The following is a 25,040-nucleotide window of genomic DNA, read 5'->3' on the forward strand; positions in this document are numbered from 1 at the left end:
CCTCCCCCCGGCCCGGGCGGCGGGAAGGCACGGCCGGCCAACGGCCTCCGCGCCAACGGGCGGTCGGCGCAGGGGCGCGGCACGGGCGCCTGCCGGGCCGTGGCCCCGGCCGGGGGCCACCCGGCCGACGTGCCCGACGCCGAGGCCGAACGCCACTTCTCCTGGCCCGCGTTGCCCGCGGCCGTCGTCGCCGCGGCCGGGTTCGTGCTCGGCGCCGGCTTCCTGCGGGCCTTCACCCAGGGGCACGCCCTGTTCCCGTCCGGCAGGACCGGCTGGTCCCTCGCCGTGCTCACCGGGATCATCGTCGGCCATCTGGTGATGCTGGGCCGCTCCCGCTGGTGGGGCGGCACCGGCTCGGGCGCCGCCCTCACCCTCGCCGTGCTGCTGCTGTACGGATGGGTTCCGGCCGGCATGGTCAGCCTCACCGTGGTGGTGCTGGTCGGCATAGCCCGGCGGGGCCGCTGGCGCCAGGGCATACTGCACGGCGCGGTGGACCTGCTCGGCATCGGCGCCGGAGCGCTGGTGCGGGCCGCGTTCGGCTGCGTACCGACCGTGGAGTCGCCGTCCACACCGGACAGCTGGACGCTCACCACCGCCGCCGAGGTCGTCCTGGTCGCCGTCGCCTACCTCGCGGTCACCCGCACCCTGCTCTGGTACCTGCACGTCCCGCACGCCGGACTGCCCACGGTCGCCCGCACCGCCCTGGTCAGACAGGGACTGGTCGCCGTCGCCCTGCTCGGCATAGCCCCGCTGATCTGCGTGGTCGCCGACGCCCGGCCGGTGCTGCTGCCGCTGTTCGCGATCCCGCTGATCGCCCTCGACTCGACCCTGTGGATAGCCAGGGCCCGCGCGGAGGAGCAGCTGCGCGACCCCCTCACCGGGCTGCCCAACCGCCAGTGGCTGCAGGAGCGCATCTGGACCGCCCTCGACGAGGCCGAACGGATCGACGCCCGCGCCGCCCTGATGCTGATCGACCTCGACCGTTTCCGTTCGGTCAATGACACCCTCGGTCATCTCGCCGGTGACCGGCTGCTGCTGCAGATCGCCGACCGGCTCAGAATGGCCCTGCCGCGCGGGGCGGAGGCCGCGCGGCTCGGCGGTGACGAGTTCGCCGTCTTACTGCCCGTCGTCGACTCCACGACCTCCGCCACCCGCGTCGCCCGGGGCCTGGTGGCGGCGCTCAGCTCCCCGCTCGACCTCGACGGACTCACCCTCGTCCTCGAGGCCAGCGCGGGCGTCGCCGTCTTCCCCGACCACGCGCTCGACGCGGAGGGACTGCTGCGGCGCTCCGACGTCGCGATGTACCAGGCCAAGCGGGACCGCACCGGCGTGGAGGTCTACGAGTCCAAGCGGGACTCCAACACGCCCGACCGGCTCGGCCTCCTCGGCGACCTGCGGCGGGCCCTGGACGCGCACGAGGTCGAGCTGCACTACCAGCCCAAGGTCCGCTTCGACGGGCAGGTCGCGGGTCTCGAGGCGCTGGTGAGATGGGTGCACCCGGAGCGGGGCAAGGTGCCGCCGGACGAGTTCATCGCCATCGCCGAGTCCTCCGGGCTGATGCCGCATCTCACCGAGTACGTCCTGGAGACCGCGCTCGGGCAGGTGGCCCGCTGGCGCGCACAGGGCCTGTTCGTGCCGGTCGCGGTCAATGTCTCGCCGCGCGATGTGCACACGCCCGGCTTCGCCGGCTCGGTCGCGGCGCGGCTCGCCCGGCACGGGGTCCCGGCGGGTGCGCTGCAGCTGGAGATCACCGAGCATGTGCTGCTGGAGGATCCGACGCGGGCCGCGGACACGCTCAACGCCCTGACCGGGCACGGGGTGAAGATGTCGCTGGACGACTTCGGCACGGGGTACTCCTCGCTGGTGCATCTGCGGAAGCTGCCGGTGAGCGAGCTGAAGATCGACCGGTCGTTCGTGGCGCGGCTGGCGGTGGATGCGGTGGATGCGGAGATCGTGCGGTGCACGGTCGATCTTGCGCACTCGCTGGGGCTTCTTGTGGTTGCGGAGGGTGTCGAGGACGACGAGACGTGGGAGCGGCTGCGGGACCTGGGGTGCGATGCGGTGCAGGGGTGGCTGGTCGCTTCGGCGATGCCGGCGGATGAGACGACGGCGTGGTTGCTGGCGCGGGGGTCTCGGGGGTGGCAGCGGCCTGCGGCGGCGTTGCCGGCCGCTGCCGCGGAGGAGTAACGGGGGCGCCCAGTGAGTAACGGGGGTGCCTGGTGGGGTGCCGGGTGCGGTTGCCTGGCGGCTGCGGGTGCGTCGTGGTTGGTCGCGCAGTTCCCCGCGCCCCTGGGAAGTGCCTGGTTCGCTTGCCGGTTGGCTGCGGGTGAGTCGTGGTCGGGCGCGCAGTTCCCCGCGCCCCTTCGGGGAGTTGCAGTCACGTTGGTTTGACCGTCCCGGAAACCGTTTCACGAGCACCCGGTGGGGACCCATAGGATTGGGCCAAACCACACACACTCACCCCAGAGGATCGCTGCATGCCTGGCATCACGCGCGAGGAGGTCGCCCACCTCGCCCGGCTGGCGCGTCTGGAGCTGAAGCCCGAAGAGCTCGACCACTTCGCAGGCCAGCTGGACGACATCATCGGCGCGGTGGCCCGCGTCAGCGAGGTCGCCGACCAAGACGTACCGCCGACCTCGCACCCGCTCCCGCTGACGAACGTCATGCGCCCGGACGAGGTCCGTCCTTCGCTCACCCCCGAGCAGGCGCTGTCCGGCGCCCCGGCCCAGGAGCAGCAGCGTTTCAAGGTGCCGCAGATCCTGGGGGAGGAGTAAGCCGTCATGACGGACATCATCAAGCTCACCGCGGCCGAGGTCGCCGCGAAGATCGCCTCCGGCGAGCTCACCGCGGTCGAGGTCACCGAGGCCCACCTGGCCCGGATCGAGGCCGTCGACGAGAAGGTGCACGCCTTCCTGCACATCGACCGGGAGGGCGCCCTCGCCCAGGCCCGTGCCGTCGACGAGAAGCGGGAGCGCGGGGAGAAGCTCGGCCCGCTCGCCGGTGTGCCGCTCGCGCTGAAGGACATCTTCACCACCGAGGGCGTGCCGACCACCGTCGGCTCCAGGATCCTCGAGGGCTGGATCCCGCCGTACGACGCGACGCTCACCAAGCGGCTCAAGGCCGCCGACGTGGTCATCCTCGGCAAGACCAACATGGACGAGTTCGCCATGGGGTCGTCGACGGAGAACAGCGCGTTCGGCCCGACCGGCAACCCCTGGGACCTCACCCGGGTCCCCGGCGGCTCCGGCGGCGGTTCCTCCGCCGCGCTGGCCGCGTACATGGCACCGCTCGCCATCGGCACCGACACCGGCGGCTCCATCCGCCAGCCGGCCGCCGTCACCGGCACCGTCGGCGTGAAGCCGACGTACGGCGCGGTCTCCCGCTACGGCATGGTCGCCTTCTCCAGCTCGCTGGACCAGGGCGGGCCCTGCGCCCGTACGGTCCTGGACGCGGCGCTGCTGCACGAGGTGATCGCCGGGCACGACCCGATGGACTCCACCTCCATCGACGAGCCCGTCCCGCCGGTCGTCGAGGCCGCCCGCAACGGCAGCGTGCAGGGCATGCGCGTCGGCGTCATCAAGCAGTTCCGCGGCGAGGGCTACCAGGCCGGTGTCGTCCAGCGGTTCGACGAGTCGGTCGAGCTGCTCAAGGAGCTGGGCGCCGAGATCGTCGAGCTGGACTGCCCGTCCTTCGACCTGGCGCTGTCGGCGTACTACCTGATCGCCCCCTCCGAGTGCTCCTCCAACCTCGCCCGCTTCGACGGCCTGCGCTACGGCCTGCGGACCGGCGACGACGGCACGCACTCCGCCGAGGAGGTCACCTCGCTGACCCGTGCGGCCGGATTCGGCCCCGAGGTCAAGCGCCGCATCATGCTCGGCACCTACGCGCTCAGCTCCGGCTACTACGACGCGTACTACGGCAGCGCCCAGAAGGTCCGCACCCTCATCAAGCGGGACTTCGACAAGGCGTTCGAGCAGGTCGACGTGATCGTCTCCCCGACGACCCCCACCACCGCCTTCCCGATCGGCGAGCGCGCCGACGACCCGATGGCGATGTACCTCGCCGACCTGTGCACCATCCCGACCAACCTGGCCGGCAACGCCGCCATGTCCCTGCCCTGCGGCCTCGCGCCCGAGGACAACCTGCCGGTCGGGCTGCAGATCATCGCCCCGGTCATGAAGGACGACCGCCTCTACAAGGTGGGCGCCGCCGTCGAGGCCGCCTTCGTGGAAAAGTGGGGCCACCCGCTGCTCGAGGAGGCTCCGTCGCTGTGAGTGCACTGACCAAGGCCAAGGGCTTCAAGAAGTCCCGGTCCGGTACGTACCTGTCCATGGCCGCCACCGCGTTCGGCGCGATCGGCGTCGCCAAGCGGCTGAAGAAGGCCCGCGCCGAGAAGGACACCCTGGTCCTGATCGACGCCACCGTGTCCGCCGCCGCGATCGTCACCGGCCTCGCCATCCTCTACCGCGAGCTGAAGCGGCTGGGCGACGACGACGTCCTGCTGGGCTGAGAGGGAAACAGCACCGTGACCACCACGACCGACCTGGTGTCGTACGAGGACGCACTCGCGGCGTACGACCCCGTCATGGGCCTCGAGGTCCATGTCGAACTCGGCACCAAGACCAAGATGTTCTGCGGCTGCTCGACCGCGCTGGGCGCCGAGCCGAACACCCAGACCTGCCCCGTCTGCCTCGGCCTGCCCGGCGCGCTCCCGGTCGTCAACGCGACCGGCGTCGAGTACGCCGTCAAGATCGGCCTCGCGCTGAACTGCGAGATCGCCGAATGGTGCCGCTTCGCCCGGAAGAACTACTTCTATCCGGACATGCCGAAGAACTTCCAGACCTCCCAGTACGACGAGCCGATCGCCTTCAACGGCTACCTCGACGTGCAGCTGGAGGACGGCGAGACCTTCCGCGTGGAGATCGAGCGCGCCCACATGGAGGAGGACACCGGCAAGTCGACGCACGTCGGCGGCGCCACCGGCCGTATCCACGGCGCGTCCCACTCGCTGCTGGACTACAACCGGGCCGGCATCCCGCTCATCGAGATCGTCACCAAGCCCATCACGGGCGCCGGAGAGCGCGCCCCCGAGGTGGCGAAGGCCTACGTCCGTGAGCTGCGCGAGCTCATCCGGGCGCTCGGCGTCTCCGAGGCCCGCATGGAGATGGGCCAGATGCGCTGCGACGTCAACCTGTCGCTGATGCCGAAGGGCGCCGACAAGCTCGGCACCCGCTCCGAGACCAAGAACGTGAACTCGCTGCGCTCCGTGGAGCGCGCCTGCCGCTACGAGATCCAGCGGCACGCGGCGGTGCTGAGCAGCGGCGGCACGGTCGTCCAGGAGACCCGCCACTTCCACGAGGACACCGGCACCACCACCTCCGGCCGCGTGAAGGAGGAGGCCGAGGACTACCGGTACTTCCCGGAGCCCGACCTGGTGCCGGTCGCCCCGCCCCGCGAATGGGTGGAGGAGCTGCGCGCGAGCCTGCCCGAGCTGCCGCTGGTGCGCCGCAACCGGCTCCGCGAGGAGTGGGGCCTGTCCGCCACCGACATGCAGGCGATCCTCAACGCCGGTGCGCTGGACCTGATCGTCGCCACGATCGACGCCGGCGCTGACGCCGCCTCCGCCCGCAAGTGGTGGATGGGTGAGCTGGCCCGCAACGCCAACGAGTCCGGCAAGGCGCTGGACGAGCTGGCGATCACCCCGGCGCAGGTCGCCCGGGTCACCGAGCTGGTGGCGAAGGGAGACCTGAACGACAAGCTGGCCCGCCAGGTCATCGAGGGCGTCCTCGCCGGCGAGGGCACGCCGGACGAGGTCGTGGAGAAGCGCGGTCTGAAGGTCGTCTCCGACGAGGGCGCGCTCACCGCCGCCGTCGACGAGGCCATCGCCGGCAACCCGGCCATCGCGGACAAGGTCCGCGGCGGCAAGGTGGCGGCGGCCGGCGCCCTGGTCGGCGCGGTCATGAAGGCCACCCGCGGCCAGGCCGACGCGGCCCGCGTGAAGGAGCTGATCCTCGAGAAGCTGGGCGTCAGCGAGGGCTGACCCGGACCATCTAACGAAGGGGTGCACCGGCATCGGTGCACCCCTTCGTCATGCGTTCATCGGTCATCGCTCCTGCTCAGCAGCCGGAGCGAACCCCCGCACCGGGTTGGTGATCCCGGAGGCGCTACGCTCCCGCGCCATGAGTGGACGCGCTGATTCCGACACGCACCCGGAGCAGACCGAGTCCGCCGAGGACACGGCACACGAGCACCACGCCGGAACCGAAGACACCGCCGGTACGGAAACCGCGACAGAGACGGAAACCGCGACAGAGACGGAAACCGCGACAGAGACGGAGACCGGGGCCGGCGAGCCCCACGACGAGGAGGCAGCCGACGACGAGGCCGCCGGCGACGAGTCCGGCGACCACGAGGACACCGGCGCCGACGGGAGCGGTGCCCGGCGTGCCCGGTGGCTGGCCACCGGGACCGGGGCCGCGCTGGCCCTGGCCGGTCTGGCCGCGGCCCTGCTGCGGCTCACCGGCGGCACCCCGCTGCTGGTTCCCGTCGCGTACGCCTGCGGAGCCGCCGTCTGCGCCCTGGCCGGACTGCTGGGCTCCCGGGGCCGTACCCGCAGGGCGCTGTGGCTGCTGATCGCGGGGCTGATGGTGATGGCGCTGGGTGACCAGTTCGACTGAACCTGTCACCGGACCGGGCGATCGGTTGACTCATCCGGTCCGATTGTCCTGTGAGCTGCCTCCCGTCGCTGTGAAGAAGCCCACGAACCCGGCAAATGATCACTCTTGCCTGCCAGAGTGTCACTGCATTGCTCATGCGTTCTTTGCGGGCGGTTCGTTTCATGAACGTCTGTTCCCGGTCAAAGATCCGCAGACAGTCACTCTGGGAGCACGTCCGTGGCAGCTCTTGCACGCTGGTGTGTCCGGCGCCGTCTGATCACCGTGCTGCTCTGGCTCCTCGCCCTCGGCGTGGCCGGCTCGGGCGCGGTCCTGGCCGGCAGCGCCTACTCCAACGACTACCGGGTCCCGGGGACCGAGTCCTCGCAGGCGGCCCGCCTGCTGGAGGAGGGCTTCCCGTCGCTGGGCGGCGACACCGACACCGTCGTCTGGCACACCTCCTCCGGCACGGTCCGCGACGCCGCCGTCGAGCAGACCATGACCCGCACCCTGGACCGGATCGCCGCCCTGCCCGGCGTGGCCTCCGTGTCCGGCCCCTACGACGAGCGAGGGGCAGGGCGGATCAGCGAGGACGGCCGCACCGCCTACGCCACCCTCACCTTCGAGGACCGGGCCCAGGACGTCGACGCCGGTGAGGCCGCGGCCGTGGTGCGCACGGCGCAGGAGGCCGAGACCGGTGACCTGCGGGTGGAGCTGGGCGGCAGCGCCATCGCCCTCACCGAGTCCTCCGGCGGGCACACCGCGGAGATCGTCGGTGTGGTGGTCGCCGCCGTGGTGCTGTTCCTCGCCTTCGGCTCGCTCGCCGCCTCCCTGCTGCCCATCGGCACCGCACTGGTCGGCGTCGGCACCGCCTACGCGGGGATCGCCCTTCTCGGGCATGTCATGACCGTGGCCGACTTCGCCCCCATGCTGGGCATGCTGATCGGCCTCGGCGTCGGCATCGACTACGCGCTGTTCATCGTGACCCGGCACCGGCGCGGTCTGAAGCGCGGGCTGTCCGTCACCGAGGCCGCCGCCCGCGCCGTCGCCACCACCGGACGCGCGGTCGTGTTCGCGGGTGCCACCGTTTGCATCGCCCTGCTCGGGATGCTGATGCTGCGGCTGAACTTCCTCAACGGCGTCGCCGTCGCGGCCTCACTGACCGTGGTGCTGACGGTGGCCGCCTCCGTCACGCTGCTGCCCGCCCTGCTGTCGTTCATCGGCATGCGCGCGCTCAGCGGCCGGGAGCGGCGCCGCCTCGCCGAGCACGGGCCCGAGCCGGAGCTGCCGACCGGCTTCGCCGCCCGCTGGTCGGCGTTCGTGGAGCGCCACCCCAGGATCCTCGGCGTGATCGCGCTGGTGGTGATCACGGTCCTCGCGCTGCCCACCGCCTCCCTGCACCTGGGCACCTCCGACCAGGGCAACGACCCGGAGAACACCACCACCCGCCAGGCCTACGACCTGCTCGCCGACAACTTCGGCCCCGGCGTGAACGGCCCCCTCACCCTGGTCACCGAGGTCGGGGGCGCCGAGGACCGGCTCGCCCTGGGCGACCTGGACGCCACCCTGCGCCAGACCGAGGGCGTCGCCTCGGTGTCGCCGGTGACCTTCGGCAAGGGCGGCGACACCGCGTACCTCACCGTCGTACCGGAGTCCTCCCCGCAGTCGAAGCAGACCAGCGACCTGGTCGACCGGCTGCGCGAGGACGTGCTGCCCCGGGCCGAGGCCGGCACCTCGCTCGATGTGCACGTCGGCGGCATCACGGCCGCCTACGACGACTTCGCCGACGTCATCGTCGGCAAGCTGCCCCTCTTCGTCGGCGTGGTGATCGGCCTGGGCTGCCTCCTGCTGCTGCTCGCCTTCCGCTCCATCGGCATCCCGGTCAAGGCCGCCGCGATGAACGTCGCCGCCGTCGCCGCGGCCTTCGGCGTGGTTGTGGCGATCTTCCAGTGGGGCTGGGGCAGCGAACTGCTCGGCCTCGGCCGGGCCGGGCCCGTCGAACCCTTCCTGCCGGTGATCATGGTCTCGGTGCTGTTCGGGCTGTCCATGGACTACCAGGTCTTCCTGGTCAGCCGGATGTACGAGGAGTGGCTGGAGACCGGCGACAACCGGCGCGCGGTCCGGGTGGGGCTCGCCGAGACCAGCCGGGTGATCAACTCCGCGGCGGTCATCATGATCTCCGTCTTCCTCGCCTTCGTGCTCACCGGGGACCGCGTGATCGCCATGTTCGGCATCGCGCTCGCCTCCGCCGTCGCCCTCGACGCCTTCGTGCTGCGCACCCTGCTGGTCCCCGCGCTGATGCACCTGCTCGGCGGCGCCAACTGGTGGCTGCCGCGCCACCTCGACCGGATCCTGCCGCGCATCAGCATCGAGCCGCCCGAGTGCCGCGCCGCCCATGAAAGGCTGGCCGCCGCGACGGACGCCGAGGCGGTGGACGTGATGGCCGAGGAGGGGCGCGAGCGGGATGTACGCGATGCGACTGGGTGACGACGGAGCCGAACTGCGTCCCCTGGAGCCGTGGCACGCCGAGGAGTTCCTGGCGCACCTGGAGAGGGGACGGGACTTCATCAACCGGTTCGTCCCCTTCGCCGCCACGGCCACCGATGCCGCCGGCGCCCGCGAGGTGCTCCAGCGGTACGCCGACCGCCGGGCCGCCGACACCGCCTCGCTGCACGGGGTGTGGCTGGACGGCACGCTCGTCGGCGGCGTGCTCACCCTCAACTTCGACGCCGCGAACGGCACCTGCGAGGTCGGCTGCTGGCTGGAGCCCGCCGCCACCGGGCGCGGGCTGGTCACCCGCGCGATGCGGGTACTGATCGACTGGGTGGTCGAGGAGCGCGGCGTCCACCGCGTCGAGTGGGTGGCCGCCGCAGGCAACACCGCGAGCCTCGCCGTCGCCCGCCGGCTCGGCATGACCCGCGACGGCGTCCGCCGCGAGGCCCACCTCCACCACGGTGTGCGGCACGACCTGGAGGTCTGGTCGGTGCTGGCGCCCGAGTGGCGGGCGGCACGCGCCGCCGCCTCCTCGGCCATCGCATCTTCGGCCATCGCATCTTCGGCCATCGCATCTTCGGCCTCCGCCTCCCCGGCCTCCGCCTCCTCGGCCTCCTCGGCCTCCGCCTCCCCGGCCGCCGCGGCCGGCTCCCGCGACGATCATTAACCGGCTCCCGCGACGATCATTAAGACGACTCTCAGACGGCGTCCGTACGGTGCGGGGCATGGTTACCAAGACAGCGGACGGCACCGCGAACGAGACCGCCGAGGACCGGCAGGACGAGGAGGCGGTGGACGCCAGGGAGTCCGCGCCGGAGACGGAGACGGAGACGGCAGAGGCCGGGGCCCGAGCCCAGGAGGGCGAGGAGAAGCCCGCCGGGGTGGGGCAGGGCGCCGCGGCGGTCGTCTCGGCCGCGCTCGGCCTGGTCTCGCTCACCGGCAGCTGGCTCGGCACGGTGGCCGCCGCCCGCGAGACCCTCGTCGGCCAGCTCCGGACGTCCACCGACGCGGGCGTCGCCACCCAGATCAAGGAGATGTACGGCGACGCCTGGCAGACCAGCGCGCTGTGGGGCGGACTGTTCGCGCTCACCGCGCTGATCGTGGGCGTGGTGGTGCTGCTCCGGCCCGCCTTCGGCACGCCCGGCGGCCTCCAGGCGCCGTGGATCAAATCCGTCGCCTGGGCGGGCGTCTCGCTCGGTGTGATCGGACTGCTGCTGGCGGTGCTCAAGTACACCGACGTGCTGCTGGGCCTGCCCTCGGCGGGCTGAGGCACCTCAGACCGTTCCCGGGGCTCTGAGTCCCCTCCGTAAGCGCCTTACGGAGGGGACTCAGGGCCCCCTTCGCATGTCTAAGGTCCCGCGGCCCGCCGAAGATGCGGCACCTTCCCGATGTGCCGGACCCCCCTGGGAGACGACAGTGGAGGCATCGCACAGAGCGATCGCACAGAGCGAGATCCCACCGGATTCCCAGTCCTAGCGAAGGGCCCCACCATGCTCGAGTACGAGATGCAGCAGTTCCGCCAGGCCGAGCTCGTCCGCCAGGCCGAGCAGGAGCGCCGGGCGCGCGAGGCCGCCCGCGCGCGCCGGGCGGCCCGCCGGGATTCCGCCGCACGCAGCCCCGAGGCCGAGAGCCATAGGCGCCGCTTCCGCAGGCCCCGGTTCGCCCGCGCGGCATGACGCCGGGATGGCACCGGCGACGGGCCGCGCAGGCGGCACGGGGACCGGCGAGGCGAGGCCCGGCGAGGGCACGGGTTCCGGCGACCGCACGGGGGTCGGCCGCCGGAACCCCGCTCCCGCCGGGCCTCGCGGCGTCACCCCCGCGGACGCCCTCGGCGTGAAGGGGCGCCGGCCGGCGTTCAGCCGTGCGAAAACGGGTGACGCGTTGTCACCGGCTCGTGCGATGCTCAGGACCGTGGAGACCAGGTCCGTCAGTCCCGTGTTCGTCGGCCGCGCCGGTGAACTCGACACCCTGAACACCGCGCTCGACCGCGCGAGCACCGGCGCGGGCGAGCCGCAGGCACTGCTCCTCGGCGGCGAGGCAGGGGTCGGCAAGACCCGGCTCGTCGAGGAGTTCGCGGCGGCCGCACGGCGCCGCGGCGCGATCGTGGCGCTCGGCGGCTGCGTCGAGATCGGCGCCGACGGTCTGCCGTTCGCGCCGTTCTCCACCGCGCTGCGCCAGCTGCGCCGGGAGCTGCCCGAGCAGCTCGCCGCCGCCGCGGCCGGGCAGGAGGAGGAGCTCGCCCGGCTGCTGCCCGAGCTCGGTACCACCGCCCGCGAGGCCCGCCGCGACGAACAGGGCATGGCCCGCCTCTTCGAACTCACCGCCCGCCTGCTGGAACGCGTCGCCGCCGAGCACACCGTCGTCCTCGTGCTGGAGGACCTGCACTGGGCCGACGCCTCCACCCGCCATCTGCTGGCCTACCTCTTCCGCACCTTGCGCAGCGGCCGCCTCGTCGTCCTGGCCACCTACCGCTCCGACGACATCCACCGCCGCCACCCGCTGCGCCCCCTGCTCGCCGAACTCGACCGGCTGCGCAGCGTCCGCCGCATCGAACTCGGCCGCTTCAACCGCGAGGAGGTCGGCCGCCAGATGGCCGGCATCCTCGCCCGCGAGCCCGACCCCGACCACGTCGACGAGATCTTCGAACGCTCCGACGGCAACGCCTTCTTCGTGGAGGAACTCGCCGTCGCCGCCCACGAGGGCTGCCGCACCGGACTCACCGACTCGCTGCGCGATCTGCTCCTGGTCCGGGTCGAGAGCCTCCCCGAGAACGCCCAGCGGGTCGCCCGGATCGTCGCCGAGGGCGGTTCCACCGTCGAGCACCGGCTGCTCGCCGCCGTGGCCGGACTCGCCGAGGACGACCTCCTCGACGCCCTGCGGGCCACCGTCAACGCCAGCATCCTCACCCCCGCACCCGACCGCGACGGCTACCGCTTCCGCCACTCCCTGGTGCGCGAGGCCGTCAGCGACGACCTGCTGCCCGGCGAACGCTCCCGCCTCAACCGCGGCTTCGCCGAGGCCCTGGAGGCCGACCCCACCCTGGTGCCCGCCGACGAGCGGGTGACCCGGCTGGCCAGCTACTGGTACCACGCCCACGACGCCGCCAAGGCGCTGCCCGCCGTGCTCGACGCCTCGGCGGAGGCCCGCCGCCGCCACGCCTACGCCGAACAACTCCGGCTCCTGGAGCGGGCCATGGAGCTGTGGGACTCCGTCCCCGAGGAGATACGCGCGGGCCTGCGCACCGCCGACTACACCGAGGCCTACTGCGGCTGCGACCCCGCGACGGCCACCCTGCGCTACCTCGACCTCCTCGCCGAGGCCGCCGTCGCCGGACGGCTCTGCGGCGAACGCGAACGCTCACTGAAGATCACCAAGCGGGCGCTGCGCATCCTGGAGGAGGAGCCCGACCCACTGCGCGCCGCCTGGTTCTGGGTCCAGCGCTCCCGGCTCAGCCAGTCCCTGGCCCGCAGCGACGGCTGGACGGAACTGGGCACCGCGCAGGAACTGGTGCGCGGCCTGCCCCCGTCCGAGGTGCACGCCGAGGTGCTCGCCTCCGTCGCCAACTGGTCCATGCTCCACCAGCCCGGCCCGGAGGCCATGGCCGCCGCCGAACGCGCCGTCGAGTACGCCCGCATGGTCGGCGCCCACGACATCGAGCTCAACGCCCGCCTCACCCTCGGCGGCCTCACGGTCGACGCCGGCGACATCGAGACCGGGCTCGCCATGATGTACGAGGTCCAGCGGCAGGCGGCCGAGCTGGGCGTGGACACGGTGCTGTGCCGCAGCTATGTGAACCTGCCGTCCGGCCTCGAAGGCGTCGGACGCTCCGAGGAGGCGCTGCGCCTGCTGCAGGAGGGCACCAGGGTCACCCGCCGGCTGGGCCTGCTGGACTCCGAGGCCTGGGTGTGGGGCAACCTCGCCGAGAGCCTCCACTCCCTGGGCCGCTGGGACGAGGCGGCCGAGGCCGCCGCCACCGCCCAGCGCCGGGAGCCGAGCGCCCGACCCCGCGCCGGAGCCGCGCTGCGCCTGGCCCATCTCGCCTGCGACCGCGGCGATCTGGCCACCGCGTCCCGGCAACTCGCCGCCGCCCGCGCCCACTTCGGCACCCACGACCTCATGCCGCAGTACGCGCTGCCGATGGCGCTGGTCGCCCTCGACATCGCCGCCGCCGAGGGCCGCCTGGCCGACGCCCGCGCCGAACTGCTCACCGCCCTCGACGCCGGGCTCCCGCCCGGCACCCAGCGCTACGGCTGGCCCCTGCTGCTCGCCGCCGCCACCGCCGAGGCCGACGCCCTCGGCGACCCGGCCGCCGAGCCCGGCCGTCCCGGGATCCTCGACCGGATCCGCGAGGCCGCCAAGAACCTCGCCACCGGTGTGCCCGTGTGGCAGGCTCACGACATCTGGCTGCGCGCCGAGCTGAAGCGCGCCGAGGGCATCGCCGCCCCGGACGAGTGGAGCGCCGCCGTCACCGCCGTGGAGCCCCTCGGCAGGCCCTACGACCTGGCCCGCGTGCGCCTCCGGCTCGCCGAGGCCCTGCTCGCCGCCGGGGCCGGCGAGGACGAGCGGGCCCGCGCCAGGGAGCTGCTGCGGCTGGTCCAGGCCGTCGCCGGCCACCTGGGCGCCCGCCCGCTGGCCCGGGCCGCCGCCGTGCTGGCCCAGCGTGCCCGCCTCGCCCTCGGCCCCGCCCCGGCCCGGGAGACCCCGGCGGACACCGGAGACCCGGCCGACGCCCTGGGCCTCACCAGCCGGGAACGCGATGTGCTGCGCCTGGTCGCCGCCGGCCACACCAACCGCCGGATCGCCGAGGAGCTGTTCATCTCCCCGAAGACGGCCAGCGTCCATGTCTCCAACATCCTCGCCAAGCTGGGCGTCTCCGGCCGCGGCGAGGCGGCCGCGGTGGCCCACCGGCTGGGTCTTTTCCCCACGGATACCGGTGACCGCGCCACGGCGGGATGATGGACCTGTCCACCCGCCCGCCCCGCACGTCCGCCACGGCCCTGGAAGGGGAGCGATGTTCAACGTCTTCGAGGAACTCTTCGCACCCGGCCGCAAGCACACCCGCGACGAGCGGAAACGCCTGGAACTGACGCGGGAGGACGTCGGCGACTCCGACCCCGGCCGCGGGCCCATAGACCTCGCCTCCGGGAAGGTCGTGGTGCGCCCGCCGTCGAAGGACGGCACCGAGCCGGACACCGAGGAGTGACGGCACCCGGCACGGCGACCTGACGGCTGCCTGCCTGCCTGCCTGCCTACCTGCCTGCTGGCCGGCCGGCTCAGCTCACCTCCAGCTCCAGGATCCGGTCGTCCCCGTCCTTGGGCTCGACGCGGCCGTCGGTGTTGCTGGTGACCAGCCACAGCCTGTTCTCACCGGCCGGGAGCACTGTGCGCAGCCGCCCGTACTTCCCCTCGAAGAACGCCTGGGGCTCCGCGGACGCCTCCGTGCCCTTCAGCGGGATCCGCCACAGCCGCTGGCCCCGCAGCCCCGCCATCCATATCGAGCCCTCGGCGTAGGCGATGCCGCTGGGGGAGGCCTCGTCGGTGGACCACTGCTCCAGCGGGTTGTGGAAGCCGCCCTCGTCGGAGCGGCCCTCCGCCTCGGGCCAGCCGTAGTTGTCGCCCGGCTTGATGGCGTTCAGCTCGTCCCAGGTGTTCTGGCCGAACTCGGAGGCGAACAGGCGCTGCTTGGAGTCCCAGGCGAGACCCTGCACATTGCGGTGGCCGTAGGAGTACACGGGGGAGTCGGGGAACGGGTTGCCCGGGGCGGGCTCGCCCTCCGGGGTGATCCGCAGGATCTTGCCGCCGAGCGACTCCTTGTCCTGGGACAGGCCCGTGTCACCGCTCTCGCCCGTGCCCGCGTACAGCATCTTGTCCGGGCCGAAGGCGATCCGGCCGCCGTTGTGGATGACGCCCTTGGGTATGCCGCGCAGGACCGTGTCCGGGGCGCCCAGTTGCTCACCGGAGGGCTTCTTCTCGTCGTAGATCATGCGGACGATGCGGTTGTCCGAGGCGGAGGTGAAGTAGGCGTAGATCATGTGGTCCGAGGCGTACTCGGGGGAGAGCGCGATGCCCAGCAGGCCGCCCTCCCCGGCCGGGGACACCCCGGGCACCTCGCCCAGCTCGGTCTTCTTGCCCGTCTTCCCGTCCACCCGCGTGATCGTCGCCTCGTCGCGGGAGGAGACCAGCAGGTCCCCGTCCGGCAGCGCGGCGAGACCCCACGGGGTCTTCAGCCCCGTGGCGACGGTGCGCAGCACCTTCACGGACCCCTTCGCGGGCGGCGTCTGCTCCCCGGAGCGCTCCGGGGGCGAGGTCTGCCCGTTCGTACGGCTGGAGGAGGCGCTGCCGTCCCCGCCCGGCGATCCTCCGTCATCGGAGGAGCAGCCGGCCGTCAGCAGGAGCGCGGCGGCGGCCAGCACGGCCGTCACGGCTCGACGTTGCACGATCTTGTCCCTTCGACGCGGCAGGTTCCACTTGTCATACACCGCTCGCGCCTCCCAGGTTCCCGATCACCCGATTCCCGAACCGGACGCGCTGCGCCGGCCATGAAACAGGGGCGCGTCAGCCGTGACACCCGCGCCGCGTCACCCACAAAGGCCAAGCCAGGAAAGCCGGGCACGCCGAAGTGCCCAAACCGCTCAGTCCCAGGACCCCTGCGCCGGAGGCAGCCCGGCGATCTCCGCGAAGTCCTCCCGGGTCAGCCGCAGCTCCGCCGCCCTCGCGTTCTCCTCGACCCACCGGACGTGCTTGGTGCCCGGGACCGGGATGACCTGCGGGCTCTGTGCCAGCAGCCAGGCCAGGGCGACCTGGGCCGGGGTGACCGCCTCGCCGTGGCGGCGGGCGACGCGGCGCAGGCCGGCCACGATCGGCTGGTTGGCGGCCATCATCTCGGCGGTGAAGCGGGGGTGCCGGGCGCGCAGGTCGTCCGGTTCGAAGCCCTCGCCGGGGGTGAGCGTGCCGGTCAGGAAGCCGTTGCCCAGCGGCATCGCCGCGAGGAACCCGATGCCGCGCGCCTCGCACCACGGCAGCAGCGTGCGCAGCGCCTCCGGCGACCACACCGACAGCTCGGCCTGCACCGCGCTCACCGGGAACACCTGCTGCACCCGCTCCAGCTGGCGGATGGTCGCGTCGTACAGCCGCGTCCCCGGCCGCCGGGCGGAGCGCGCGCCCACCGCGCACAGTCCCAGCGCCCGCACCTTGCCGGCCTGCACCAGCTCGGCCATCGCCCCCCAGGTCTCCTCCACCGGCACCTCGGGGTCCTCCCGGTGCAGCTGGTAGAGGTCGATGACATCCGTCTGCAGCCGGCGCAGCGAGGCGTCGCAGGCCCGCTTCACATAGCCCGGGCGGCCGTTGGCCACGATGTGCTGGTCACCCACCAGCAGCCCGACCTTCGTCGACACGAACGCCTCGGCGCGCCGCTCCTTCAACACCCGCCCCAGCAGCAGCTCGTTGGTGAACGGCCCGTACATGTCGGCGGTGTCCAGCAGCGTCGAGCCGAGGTCGAGCGCCCGGTGCACCGCCCTGAGCGACTCCTCGCCGCGCTGCTGTGACGTGCTGTAGGCCCAGCTCATCGGCATGCACCCGAGTCCGACGGCCCCCACCGCGAGCGCCGCCGCGCCGATCGTCCTGCGCTCCACCTGCTCGTGACCCTCCCTCTCCGGCCCCCCAACCTAACCTCTGGCCCTCGGGGCCCCTGACATAGCCTCGGGCCATGACTGCAGCAGACGTCTGGCTCCCGATCCCGCCGGAGGAGATCGAGGATCTCCCCGAGGGACCGCGCTACCGATTCTGGGACGGCGGCGAGGAGTTCCCCGCCGACCCCGCCGACTGCGCCTTCTACGTCGTGCCGTACATGAAGCCCAGCGGCATCGGCACCCGCCCGCTGTCGCGGATGACCTCGGTGCGGGTGGTGCAGACGCTGTCCGCCGGCATCGACCACGTGGAGCCGGGACTGAAGGACCTGCCGCCCGGTGTGCGGCTGTGCAACGCCCGCGGGGTGCACGAGGCCAGCACCGCCGAGCTGACCCTCGCGCTGATCCTGGCCTCGCTGCGCGGCATCCCGGACTTCGTGCGGGCCCAGGAGCGAGGGGAGTGGCTCGGCGGATTCCGGCCCGCGCTCGCCGACCGGACGGTGCTCATCGTGGGCTACGGGTCGATCGGCGCGGCCATCGAGGACCGGCTCGCTCCGTTCGAGCTCGCGCGGGTGGCGCGCGTCGCGCGCTCCGCGCGCACCACGGAGCGCGGTCCGGTGCACCCGCTCACCGAACTGCCCTCGCTGCTGCCCGAGGCGGACGTCGTGGTGCTGTCCACGCCGCTGACCGAGGCCACCCGGCACCTGGTGGACGCCGGCTTCCTGTCCCGGATGAAGGACGGCGCCCTGCTGGTGAACGTGGCCCGCGGCGGGGTGGTCGACACCAAGGCCCTGCTCACGGAGCTGGAGAGCGGCCGGATCACCGCGGCCCTGGACGTCACCGACCCCGAACCGCTGCCCGCCGGGCACCCCTTGTGGCGGGCGCCGGGCGTCCTCATCACCCCGCACGTCGGCGGACCCACCTCAGCCTTCCTGCCGCGCGCCAAGCGGCTGCTGGTGGACCAGTTGCGCCGTTTCCTGAACCACGAGGAGCTGCGCAGCGTGATCCTGGTGACGGGAGCGGACACGCCGTAGCCGGATTGTCGCGTACTGTCCGCGTTTTCCCGGGAGCGATGGGTACTCATACATCTGTTGATCGTCACGCAGAGTAGAGAACCTATGTCCCTGGGTGACCAGACTGGTGTATCGTCCGGACAGGGGCTGCGCCACTGACCGAACGGCGCGGGGGACGACCAACGCAGATGTGAGGGGGGCGGCGCGCGATGCACGGCCTATGGACGAGCGATCCGACGCGGCGGAACCGCCGGCGGGGGCGCTGGCGTGCGGTCGCGCACAGCCGCGGCCGGATCACCGGCCGCCCCACCCGGCCTCTCGGCCCGCACAGCCGCCCCCACCCGCTGCCCCGCAGACAGGGCGGCCGAAGGAGGCATGCCACGGTGCCCCGGGCTCCACGGGGTTCGGGGGCGCGGACCGGGAGGAGCCGGTGAGCGCGCCGACCCCCACACCCACGCTCGAAGGCGCGGCGCTCAGGCCGCACTCCCCGCCGGGAGCGCTGCTGCCCCGCCCGCCCGGTGACGGGCCCCGGCGCGGCCTGGTCCCGCAGCTCGTCCTCGCCCTCGTCTGCGCGGCCTACGCCGTCGGGGCCGCATGCGGCTGGGGCTCGGACCGACTCGCCCTGGCCATGGGGGACTTCGGACTGAGCGCCGCGGCGGCCGCCGCCGCGGTCTCCTGCTTCGTCTACGCGCGCGGCCGCCGCACCCGGTTCCGGCCCGCCTGGCTGCTGTTCGGCATCTCCTCGGCCATGGCGGCCCTGGGCAACTTCGTCTGGGGCTGGTACGAGGTCGTCCTGGGCGAGCCCGTGCCCAGCCCCAGCTACGCCGACCTGTTCTTCCTGTGCTTCGCGCCGCCCGCCATCGTGGGCCTGCTGGTGTTCGCCAAGCGGCCCGTCACCAAGGCGGGCTGGGTCTGCCTCGCCCTCGACGCCTGGCTGATCGGCGGCTCGCTGCTCACCCTGGCGTGGAGCCTGGCCCTCGCCCAGGCCGCCCAGAAGGGCGGGCCGGACGTGGCGCACACGGCGCTCTCGCTGGCCTACCCGCTGCTCGACATCGCCCTGATCAGCATGGTGCTGGCGCTGCACTTCAGACGGTCGGCGGTCAACCGCTCCGCGGTCAACACCGCGATCGGCGCCCTGGCGCTCACCGTGCTCTGCGACGCCTTGTTCACCTCGCCGCTGCTGCACGAGGACTACCGCTCGGGGCAGCTGCTCGACGCCGGCTGGTTCGCGGGCTCGCTGCTGCTGGCGCACGCGCCGTGGACCGCGCCCCGCGACGGCGGCCGGCCCGAGGAGGAGCAGCACACTCGCGTGGTGCGCGAGCACGTGCCCGGCCAGCGCAGCGGGCCGCACCCCCAGCCGCCCGCGCCCGCTGGCGAGCTGCGCTATCCGACCGCCCGGCCCATCGCGGGCTCACTGGCCGCCCTCACGCCGTACCTGGCCGCGGCCGTGTGCACGCTGGGCATCCTCTACAACGTCCTCAACGGCCGCAGCGTCGACCGCGTGGTCCTGCTCACCGGCGGCACCGTGGTGCTCGCCCTCGTGGTGCGCCAGGGCATCATGCTGCTCGACAACATCACCCTCACCCAGGAACTGGCCCAGGCGGAGAACCACTTCCGCTCGCTGGTGCAGGGCTCCAGCGACGTCATCATGATCGCCGCACCCAACGGCGTGCTGCGCTATGTCTCCCCGGCCGCCGCCGGGGTGTACGGCCGGCCCGCCGAGGAGCTGGTGGGCAGCGAACTGGCCAGCCTGATCCACCCCGAGGACCTGGGGTGCGTGGTGCACGAGGTGCGGCGCTTCCTCGCCGCCAGCCCCGTCGACGAGCCGACCACACGCATCGAGTGCCGCTTCCGCTCCGGCGACGGCGGCTGGCTCAATGTGGAGTCGACGGTCAACCGCCATCACGGCGGCCTGATCTTCAACAGCCGGGACGTCACCGAGCGGGTGCGCCTCCAGGCGCAGCTGCAGCACAACGCCGAGCACGACCCGCTCACCGACCTGCCCAACCGCGCGCTGTTCACCAAGCGCGTCCAGCAGGCCCTCTCCGGCCGCCGTGCCTCCGACCGGGGCGCCGCCCTCAGAGGGACGGCCGTGCTCTTCATCGACCTCGACGGCTTCAAGGCCGTGAACGACACCATCGGCCACCAGGCCGGGGACGAACTGCTCGTCCAGGCCGCCCGCAGACTCAAGGAGGCCGTCCGCAAGGGCGACACCGCCTCCCGGCTGGGCGGCGACGAGTTCGCGGCCCTGATCGTCGGCGACGGCGCCCGCGACCGGGACGCCCGCGAGGGCCACATCCTGGAGCTCGCCGACCGCCTCAGAGCCACCCTCTCCCAGCCCTACGTCATCGACGGCAACGATGTCCGCGTCAACGCCTCCATCGGCGTCGCCTTCGCCGAACCGGGCCTGGGCGCGGGGGAGTTGCTGCGCAACGCCGACCTGGCGATGTACCGGGCCAAGGCGGCGGGCAAGGGCCGGGTGGAGCTGTACCGGCCGCAGATGCAGCAGGACGTGGTGCGCAGGGCGGAGCTGGCCACCCGGCTGCGCTCCGCGCTGCACGACGGCGAGTTCGCCCTGCTGCACCAGCCGGTGGTGTGCCTGGAGGACGGCCGGATCACCTCGGTGAGCGCCCAGGCGCGCTGGAGATCCTCGCAGGGCGTGCTGTTCACCCCGGCGGAGTTCCTGCGGGTCGCCGAGGACACCGAGAAGACCGCCGAGCTGGGGCGCTGGGTGCTCCAGGAGGCCGTCGAGCAGGCCGCGGAGCGCCAGGCCACCGGAGTGGCCGTGCCCGTGGCGGTACGGATCGGCGCGCGGCGGCTGCTGGACCGGTCGCTGCCGCTCGGCTCGATCGAGGCGCTGCTGACCCGCCACGGGCTGCCGCCCGGCTCGCTGATCATCGAGCTGGCCGACACCGACCCGAGCGTCTGCTTCGACGAGCTGGAGCGCCGTCTGAACGCCCTCAAGCGGGTCGGCGTGCGGATCGCCCTGGACGGCTTCGGCGGCGGCTGCGCGGCGATCACCGCCCTCAGACGGCTCCCGGTCGACATACTGAAGCTCGACCGCGGACTGATCGACGGCGTGGTGGAGTCGGCCCGGCTGCACAAGATCACCAGCGGGCTGCTGCGGATCGCCGGGGACCTCGGGCTGCAGTCGGTGGCCGACGGGCTGGATCTGCCCGAGCAGGTGGCCGCGCTGCGCGCGATGGGCTGCACGCACGGGCAGGGCATGGCCTTCTCCGGGCCGCTGGACGAGTACCGGCTGCGCCGGGCGCTCACCACCGGCCACTACCCCGTGCCGCACGAGCCGGCCGAGCCCGCCCTCGCCGGCGGTGCCCACGCCGGGGTGTACTCCGCGGGGGTGAGTGCCGTGCTCAGGACGGGGACGACGCTCCGTTCACATAATGAGACTCCCGTCCCACCCACTTGACACCGGGCGTGTGGCGGGTGGAGGGTCAGTGCCATGCGCACCCGAATTCTCGTACTTGGACAGCGCGTCGGCTGACGCCGAGCCACCACCGCTCGGCGACCCGCACCCGGCGCGCTCCCCTCGCTTGCCTTTTGGCACGAGGGGTTTTTTGTTGCACCAGCACCTGTCGCACAGCCCGCGTACACCACGCAAACCTCGCAAAAACCCTCAGCATCGAGAAGAGAATGCCGATGACCGAGCAGGCCACCGGGGCCCATCACCCGCAGCCGCGGCCCCGATCCGGAGGACAGCAGTCCGCCCCCGTCGAGCACCTCACGGGCGCGCAGTCCCTCATCCGCTCTCTCGAGGAGGTCGGGGCCGACACGGTATTCGGCATCCCCGGCGGTGCGATCCTTCCGGCGTACGACCCGCTGATGGACTCCACCAAGGTGCGCCACGTCCTGGTCCGCCACGAGCAGGGCGCCGGCCACGCCGCCACCGGCTACGCGCAGGCCACCGGCAAGGTCGGCGTCTGCATGGCGACCTCAGGGCCCGGCGCCACCAACCTGGTCACCCCGATCGCCGACGCGCACATGGACTCCGTCCCGCTGGTCGCGATCACCGGCCAGGTCGCCTCCCGGGCGATCGGCACGGACGCCTTCCAGGAGGCGGACATCGTCGGCATCACCATGCCGATCACCAAGCACAACTACCTCGTCACCAAGGCCGAGGACATCCCGCGGGTCATCGCGCAGGCGTTCCACATCGCCTCCACCGGCCGCCCCGGCCCGGTGCTGGTCGACATCGCCAAGGACGCCCTCCAGGCGCAGACCACCTTCTCCTGGCCGCCGGTCATGGACCTGCCCGGCTACCGGCCCGTCACCAAGCCGCACGCCAAGCAGATCCGCGAGGCCGCCCGGCTGATCACCTCCGCCAAGCGCCCCGTGCTCTACGTCGGCGGCGGAGTGGTCAAGGCCGGCGCCACCGCCGAGCTGAAGGTCCTCGCAGAACTCACCGGAGCGCCCGTCACCACCACCCTGATGGCGCTCGGCGCATTCCCCGACAGCCACCCGCTGCACGTGGGAATGCCGGGCATGCACGGTTCGGTCACCGCCGTCACCGCGCTGCAGAAGGCCGACCTGATCGTCGCCCTCGGAGCCCGCTTCGACGACCGCGTCACCGGCAAGCTGGACAGCTTCGCCCCCTACGCCAAGGTCGTCCACGCCGACATCGACCCGGCGGAGATCGGCAAGAACCGCGCCGCCGACGTGCCGATCGTCGGTGACGCCCGCGAGGTCATCGCCGACCTGGTCCAGGCCGTGCAGAAGGAGCACGCCGAGGGCCGCAAGGGCGACTACACCGCCTGGTGGAACGACCTCAACCGCTGGCGCGAGACCTACCCGCTCGGCTACGACCAGCCCGAGGACGGCTCGCTGTCCCCGCAGCAGGTCATCGAGCGCATCGGCCAGCTCGCCCCGGAGGGCACGATCTTCGCCGCGGGCGTCGGCCAGCACCAGATGTGGGCCGCGCACTTCATCCAGTACGACAAGCCCGCCAGCTGGCTGAACTCCGGCGGCGCCGGAACCATGGGCTACGCCGTCCCCGCCGCCATGGGCGCCAAGGCCGGCGCCCCCGACCGCACCGTCTGGGCGATCGACGGCGACGGCTGCTTCCAGATGACCAACCAGGAGCTCACCACCTGCGCCCTGAACAACATCCCGATCAAGGTCGCCGTCATCAACAACGGCGCCCTCGGGATGGTCCGCCAGTGGCAGACCCTCTTCTACAACCAGCGGTACTCCAACACGGTCCTGCACTCCGGCCCGGACGACATCAACCCGGACGCCCGCGGCACCCGGGTCCCGGACTTCGTGAAGCTGTCGGAGGCCATGGGCTGCTACGCGATCCGCTGCGAGAACCCGGCCGACCTGGACAAGGTCATCGAGGAGGCCAACTCGGTCAACGACCGCCCGGTCGTCGTGGACTTCATCGTCCACGAGGACGCCATGGTGTGGCCGATGGTCGCCGCCGGCACCTCCAACGACGAGATCATGGCCGCCAGGGACGTCCGCCCGGACTTCGGCGACAACGAAGACGACTGAGCGAGGAAGAGCCACACACCATGTCCAAGCACACGCTCTCCGTCCTGGTGGAGAACACGCCCGGCATCCTCGCCCGGATCGCCGCCCTGTTCTCCCGCCGCGGCTTCAACATCGACTCGCTCGCCGTCGGTGTCACCGAGCACCCGGAGATCTCCCGTATCACCATCGTGGTGAACGTCGAGGACCTGCCGCTGGAGCAGGTCACCAAGCAGCTCAACAAGCTCGTCAACGTGCTGAAGATCGTCGAGCTCGAGCCCGGGCAGGCGGTTCAGCGCGAACTCGTTCTGGTGAAGGTGCGCGCCGACAACGAGACGCGCTCCCAGATCGTCGAGATCGTCCAGCTGTTCCGCGCCAAGACCGTGGACGTCTCCCCGGAGGCGGTCACCATCGAGGCCACCGGAAGCGGCGACAAGCTGTCCGCGATGCTCAAGATGCTGGAACCGTACGGCATCAAGGAGCTCGTCCAGTCCGGCACCATCGCGATCGGCCGCGGCGCCCGGTCCATCACCGACCGCTCGCTGCGCGCCCTCGACCGCAGCGCCTGACCCCCGCAGCGGGCGGCCCGCCAAACGCCGCGGGCCGCCCGTATGCCGAGACCCCGAGACTTTTCGCCCCCTCACCGTCATACGGTGGGACGCACCATCCGCACTCAAGGAGAGAACCCAAAGTGGCCGAGCTGTTCTACGACGCCGACGCCGACCTGTCCATCATCCAGGGCCGCAAGGTCGCGGTCATCGGTTACGGCAGCCAGGGCCACGCCCACGCCCTGTCGCTGCGCGACTCCGGCGTCGACGTGCGCGTCGGTCTGCACGAGGGCTCCAAGTCCAAGGTCAAGGCCGAGGAGCAGGGCCTGCGCGTGGTGACCCCGTCCGAGGCAGCCGCCGAGGCCGACGTCATCATGATCCTGGTCCCGGACCCGATCCAGGCCCAGGTCTACGAGGAGCACATCGCCCCCAACCTGAAGGACGGCGACGCGCTCTTCTTCGGTCACGGCTTCAACATCCGCTTCGGCTTCATCAAGCCCCCGGCCGGCGTCGACGTCTGCATGGTCGCCCCCAAGGGCCCGGGCCATCTGGTCCGCCGCCAGTACGAGGAGGGCCGCGGCGTCCCCTGCATCGCCGCCGTCGAGCAGGACGCCTCCGGAGGCGCCTTCGCGCTCGCCCTGTCCTACGCCAAGGGCATCGGCGGCACCCGCGCCGGCGTCATCAAGACCACCTTCACCGAGGAGACCGAGACCGACCTGTTCGGTGAGCAGGCGGTGCTCTGCGGCGGTACGGCCGCGCTGGTCAAGGCGGGCTTCGAGACCCTCACCGAGGCCGGCTACCAGCCGGAGATCGCCTACTTCGAGTGCCTGCACGAGCTGAAGCTGATCGTGGACCTCATGTACGAGGGCGGCCTGGAGAAGATGCGCTGGTCGATCTCCGAGACCGCCGAGTGGGGCGACTACGTCACCGGCCCGCGGATCATCACCGACGCCACCAAGGCCGAGATGAAGAAGGTCCTCGCCGAGATCCAGGACGGCTCCTTCGCCCGCAACTGGATGGAGGAGTACCACGGCGGTCTGAAGAAGTACAACGAGTACAAGAAGCAGGACTCCGAGCACCTGCTGGAGACCACCGGCAAGGAGCTCCGCAAGCTGATGAGCTGGGTGAACGAGGACGCCTGATCGTCCACTTCCCGTGGCGGCGCACCCGAGGCAGGGGCGCCGCCGCGGGCTGCGCCCGGACCCTTCCGGAACGGAGCATCTC

At 72.3% G+C, this 25,040-nt stretch carries 18 protein-coding genes and 1 pseudogene; 17 read left to right on the top strand and 2 right to left on the bottom strand.

All coding sequences use genetic code 11. The features are described 5' to 3' along the window. Positions 1-99 precede the first annotated feature (99 nt). The 12 genes and pseudogenes from ABD198_RS22400 (at position 100) to ABD198_RS22455 (ending at position 14,349) form a co-directional block, all read left to right on the top strand. Positions 100-2,187, top strand: a complete 2,088-nt coding sequence (locus ABD198_RS22400; protein ID WP_344005022.1) for a putative bifunctional diguanylate cyclase/phosphodiesterase — start codon at positions 100-102, stop codon at positions 2,185-2,187. A gap of 290 nt (positions 2,188-2,477) precedes the next feature. Then, positions 2,478-2,774 carry an Asp-tRNA(Asn)/Glu-tRNA(Gln) amidotransferase subunit GatC gene (gatC, locus tag ABD198_RS22405; protein WP_004925108.1) on the top strand — a complete coding sequence of 99 codons (297 nt, stop codon included), beginning with the start codon at positions 2,478-2,480 and terminating at the stop codon, positions 2,772-2,774. 6 nt (positions 2,775-2,780) lie between these two features. Then, positions 2,781-4,274 (top strand): Asp-tRNA(Asn)/Glu-tRNA(Gln) amidotransferase subunit GatA, encoded by a 1,494-nt coding sequence (gatA, locus tag ABD198_RS22410; protein ID WP_344004900.1) that lies wholly within the window; start codon positions 2,781-2,783, stop codon positions 4,272-4,274. Further along, complete coding sequence (locus ABD198_RS22415) at positions 4,271-4,510, top strand: hypothetical protein (protein ID WP_260829575.1); 240 nt, start codon at positions 4,271-4,273, stop codon at positions 4,508-4,510. Before gatA ends, ABD198_RS22415 begins: the two co-directional genes overlap by 4 nt. A gap of 15 nt (positions 4,511-4,525) precedes the next feature. Then, entirely contained in the window at positions 4,526-6,040 is a 1,515-nt protein-coding gene (gene gatB, locus ABD198_RS22420) for an Asp-tRNA(Asn)/Glu-tRNA(Gln) amidotransferase subunit GatB (protein ID WP_344004907.1), read from the top strand. Positions 6,041-6,179: 139 nt separating this feature from the next. Beyond that, on the top strand, positions 6,180-6,677 hold the full coding sequence (locus tag ABD198_RS22425) for a hypothetical protein (RefSeq protein ID WP_344004910.1): 498 nt from the start codon (positions 6,180-6,182) through the stop codon (positions 6,675-6,677). Between the two features lie 216 nt (positions 6,678-6,893). Further along, positions 6,894-9,140, top strand: coding sequence for an MMPL family transporter (locus tag ABD198_RS22430; protein WP_344004913.1), 2,247 nt, complete (start codon positions 6,894-6,896; stop codon positions 9,138-9,140). Then, positions 9,118-9,678, top strand: a pseudogene (locus ABD198_RS22435) (GNAT family N-acetyltransferase); the annotation flags it as partial. The gene ABD198_RS22430 and the pseudogene ABD198_RS22435, both read left to right, overlap by 23 nt. Positions 9,679-9,871: 193 nt before the next feature. Next, the gene (locus tag ABD198_RS22440) at positions 9,872-10,414 is read left to right on the top strand and encodes a hypothetical protein (protein ID WP_344004916.1); all 543 of its coding nucleotides are present in this window, start codon (positions 9,872-9,874) and stop codon (positions 10,412-10,414) included. Between the two features lie 222 nt (positions 10,415-10,636). Beyond that, positions 10,637-10,822: a hypothetical protein gene (locus tag ABD198_RS22445; protein WP_344004919.1), complete on the top strand. Its 186-nt coding sequence runs from the start codon at positions 10,637-10,639 to the stop codon at positions 10,820-10,822. A gap of 223 nt (positions 10,823-11,045) precedes the next feature. After that, the gene (locus ABD198_RS22450) at positions 11,046-14,102 is read left to right on the top strand and encodes a helix-turn-helix transcriptional regulator (protein WP_344004922.1); all 3,057 of its coding nucleotides are present in this window, start codon (positions 11,046-11,048) and stop codon (positions 14,100-14,102) included. Positions 14,103-14,157: 55 nt separating this feature from the next. Continuing rightward, positions 14,158-14,349 (top strand): DUF6191 domain-containing protein, encoded by a 192-nt coding sequence (locus tag ABD198_RS22455; protein WP_344004925.1) that lies wholly within the window; start codon positions 14,158-14,160, stop codon positions 14,347-14,349. 70 nt (positions 14,350-14,419) lie between these two features. Here the strand turns inward: ABD198_RS22455 and ABD198_RS22460 are convergent, their stop codons facing one another. Beyond that, entirely contained in the window at positions 14,420-15,583 is a 1,164-nt protein-coding gene (locus ABD198_RS22460) for a PQQ-dependent sugar dehydrogenase (protein WP_344004928.1), read from the bottom strand. Between the two features lie 195 nt (positions 15,584-15,778). After that, positions 15,779-16,777 (bottom strand): aldo/keto reductase, encoded by a 999-nt coding sequence (locus tag ABD198_RS22465; protein ID WP_344004931.1) that lies wholly within the window; start codon positions 16,775-16,777, stop codon positions 15,779-15,781. Positions 16,778-16,851: 74 nt separating this feature from the next. On the opposite strand from ABD198_RS22465, the gene ABD198_RS22470 reads away from it, so the two are divergent. The 5 genes from ABD198_RS22470 to ilvC all read left to right on the top strand — a co-directional run bounded on the left by ABD198_RS22470 (position 16,852) and on the right by ilvC (position 24,958). Next, positions 16,852-17,805, top strand: a complete 954-nt coding sequence (locus ABD198_RS22470) for a 2-hydroxyacid dehydrogenase (RefSeq protein WP_344004934.1) — start codon at positions 16,852-16,854, stop codon at positions 17,803-17,805. 409 nt (positions 17,806-18,214) lie between these two features. Beyond that, the gene (locus ABD198_RS22475; protein WP_344004937.1) at positions 18,215-21,211 is read left to right on the top strand and encodes a putative bifunctional diguanylate cyclase/phosphodiesterase; all 2,997 of its coding nucleotides are present in this window, start codon (positions 18,215-18,217) and stop codon (positions 21,209-21,211) included. Positions 21,212-21,441: 230 nt separating this feature from the next. Then, a complete protein-coding gene (locus ABD198_RS22480) occupies positions 21,442-23,292 on the top strand; it encodes an acetolactate synthase large subunit (protein WP_344004939.1) in 1,851 nt (616 codons plus the stop codon). Positions 23,293-23,312: 20 nt separating this feature from the next. After that, positions 23,313-23,837, top strand: coding sequence for an acetolactate synthase small subunit (gene ilvN, locus ABD198_RS22485; RefSeq protein WP_344004942.1), 525 nt, complete (start codon positions 23,313-23,315; stop codon positions 23,835-23,837). Positions 23,838-23,959: 122 nt separating this feature from the next. Beyond that, positions 23,960-24,958 (top strand): ketol-acid reductoisomerase, encoded by a 999-nt coding sequence (gene ilvC, locus ABD198_RS22490; RefSeq protein ID WP_344004945.1) that lies wholly within the window; start codon positions 23,960-23,962, stop codon positions 24,956-24,958. The last annotated feature ends 82 nt before the right edge of the window (positions 24,959-25,040 follow it).

The organism is Streptomyces thermocarboxydovorans, assembly GCF_039524635.1.
Classification (GTDB): Bacteria; Actinomycetota; Actinomycetes; order Streptomycetales; family Streptomycetaceae; genus Streptomyces; species Streptomyces thermocarboxydovorans.

Coding starts and splice junctions, on each gene's coding strand:
- gatC (WP_004925108.1), top strand. CDS start 2,478: ATGCCTGGCATCACGCGCGAGGAGGTCGCCCACCTCGCCCGGCTGGCG.
- gatA (WP_344004900.1), top strand. CDS start 2,781: ATGACGGACATCATCAAGCTCACCGCGGCCGAGGTCGCCGCGAAGATC.
- ABD198_RS22425 (WP_344004910.1), top strand. CDS start 6,180: ATGAGTGGACGCGCTGATTCCGACACGCACCCGGAGCAGACCGAGTCC.
- ABD198_RS22440 (WP_344004916.1), top strand. CDS start 9,872: ATGGTTACCAAGACAGCGGACGGCACCGCGAACGAGACCGCCGAGGAC.
- ABD198_RS22445 (WP_344004919.1), top strand. CDS start 10,637: ATGCTCGAGTACGAGATGCAGCAGTTCCGCCAGGCCGAGCTCGTCCGC.
- ABD198_RS22450 (WP_344004922.1), top strand. CDS start 11,046: ATGCTCAGGACCGTGGAGACCAGGTCCGTCAGTCCCGTGTTCGTCGGC.
- ABD198_RS22455 (WP_344004925.1), top strand. CDS start 14,158: ATGTTCAACGTCTTCGAGGAACTCTTCGCACCCGGCCGCAAGCACACC.
- ABD198_RS22470 (WP_344004934.1), top strand. CDS start 16,852: ATGACTGCAGCAGACGTCTGGCTCCCGATCCCGCCGGAGGAGATCGAG.
- ABD198_RS22480 (WP_344004939.1), top strand. CDS start 21,442: ATGACCGAGCAGGCCACCGGGGCCCATCACCCGCAGCCGCGGCCCCGA.
- ilvN (WP_344004942.1), top strand. CDS start 23,313: ATGTCCAAGCACACGCTCTCCGTCCTGGTGGAGAACACGCCCGGCATC.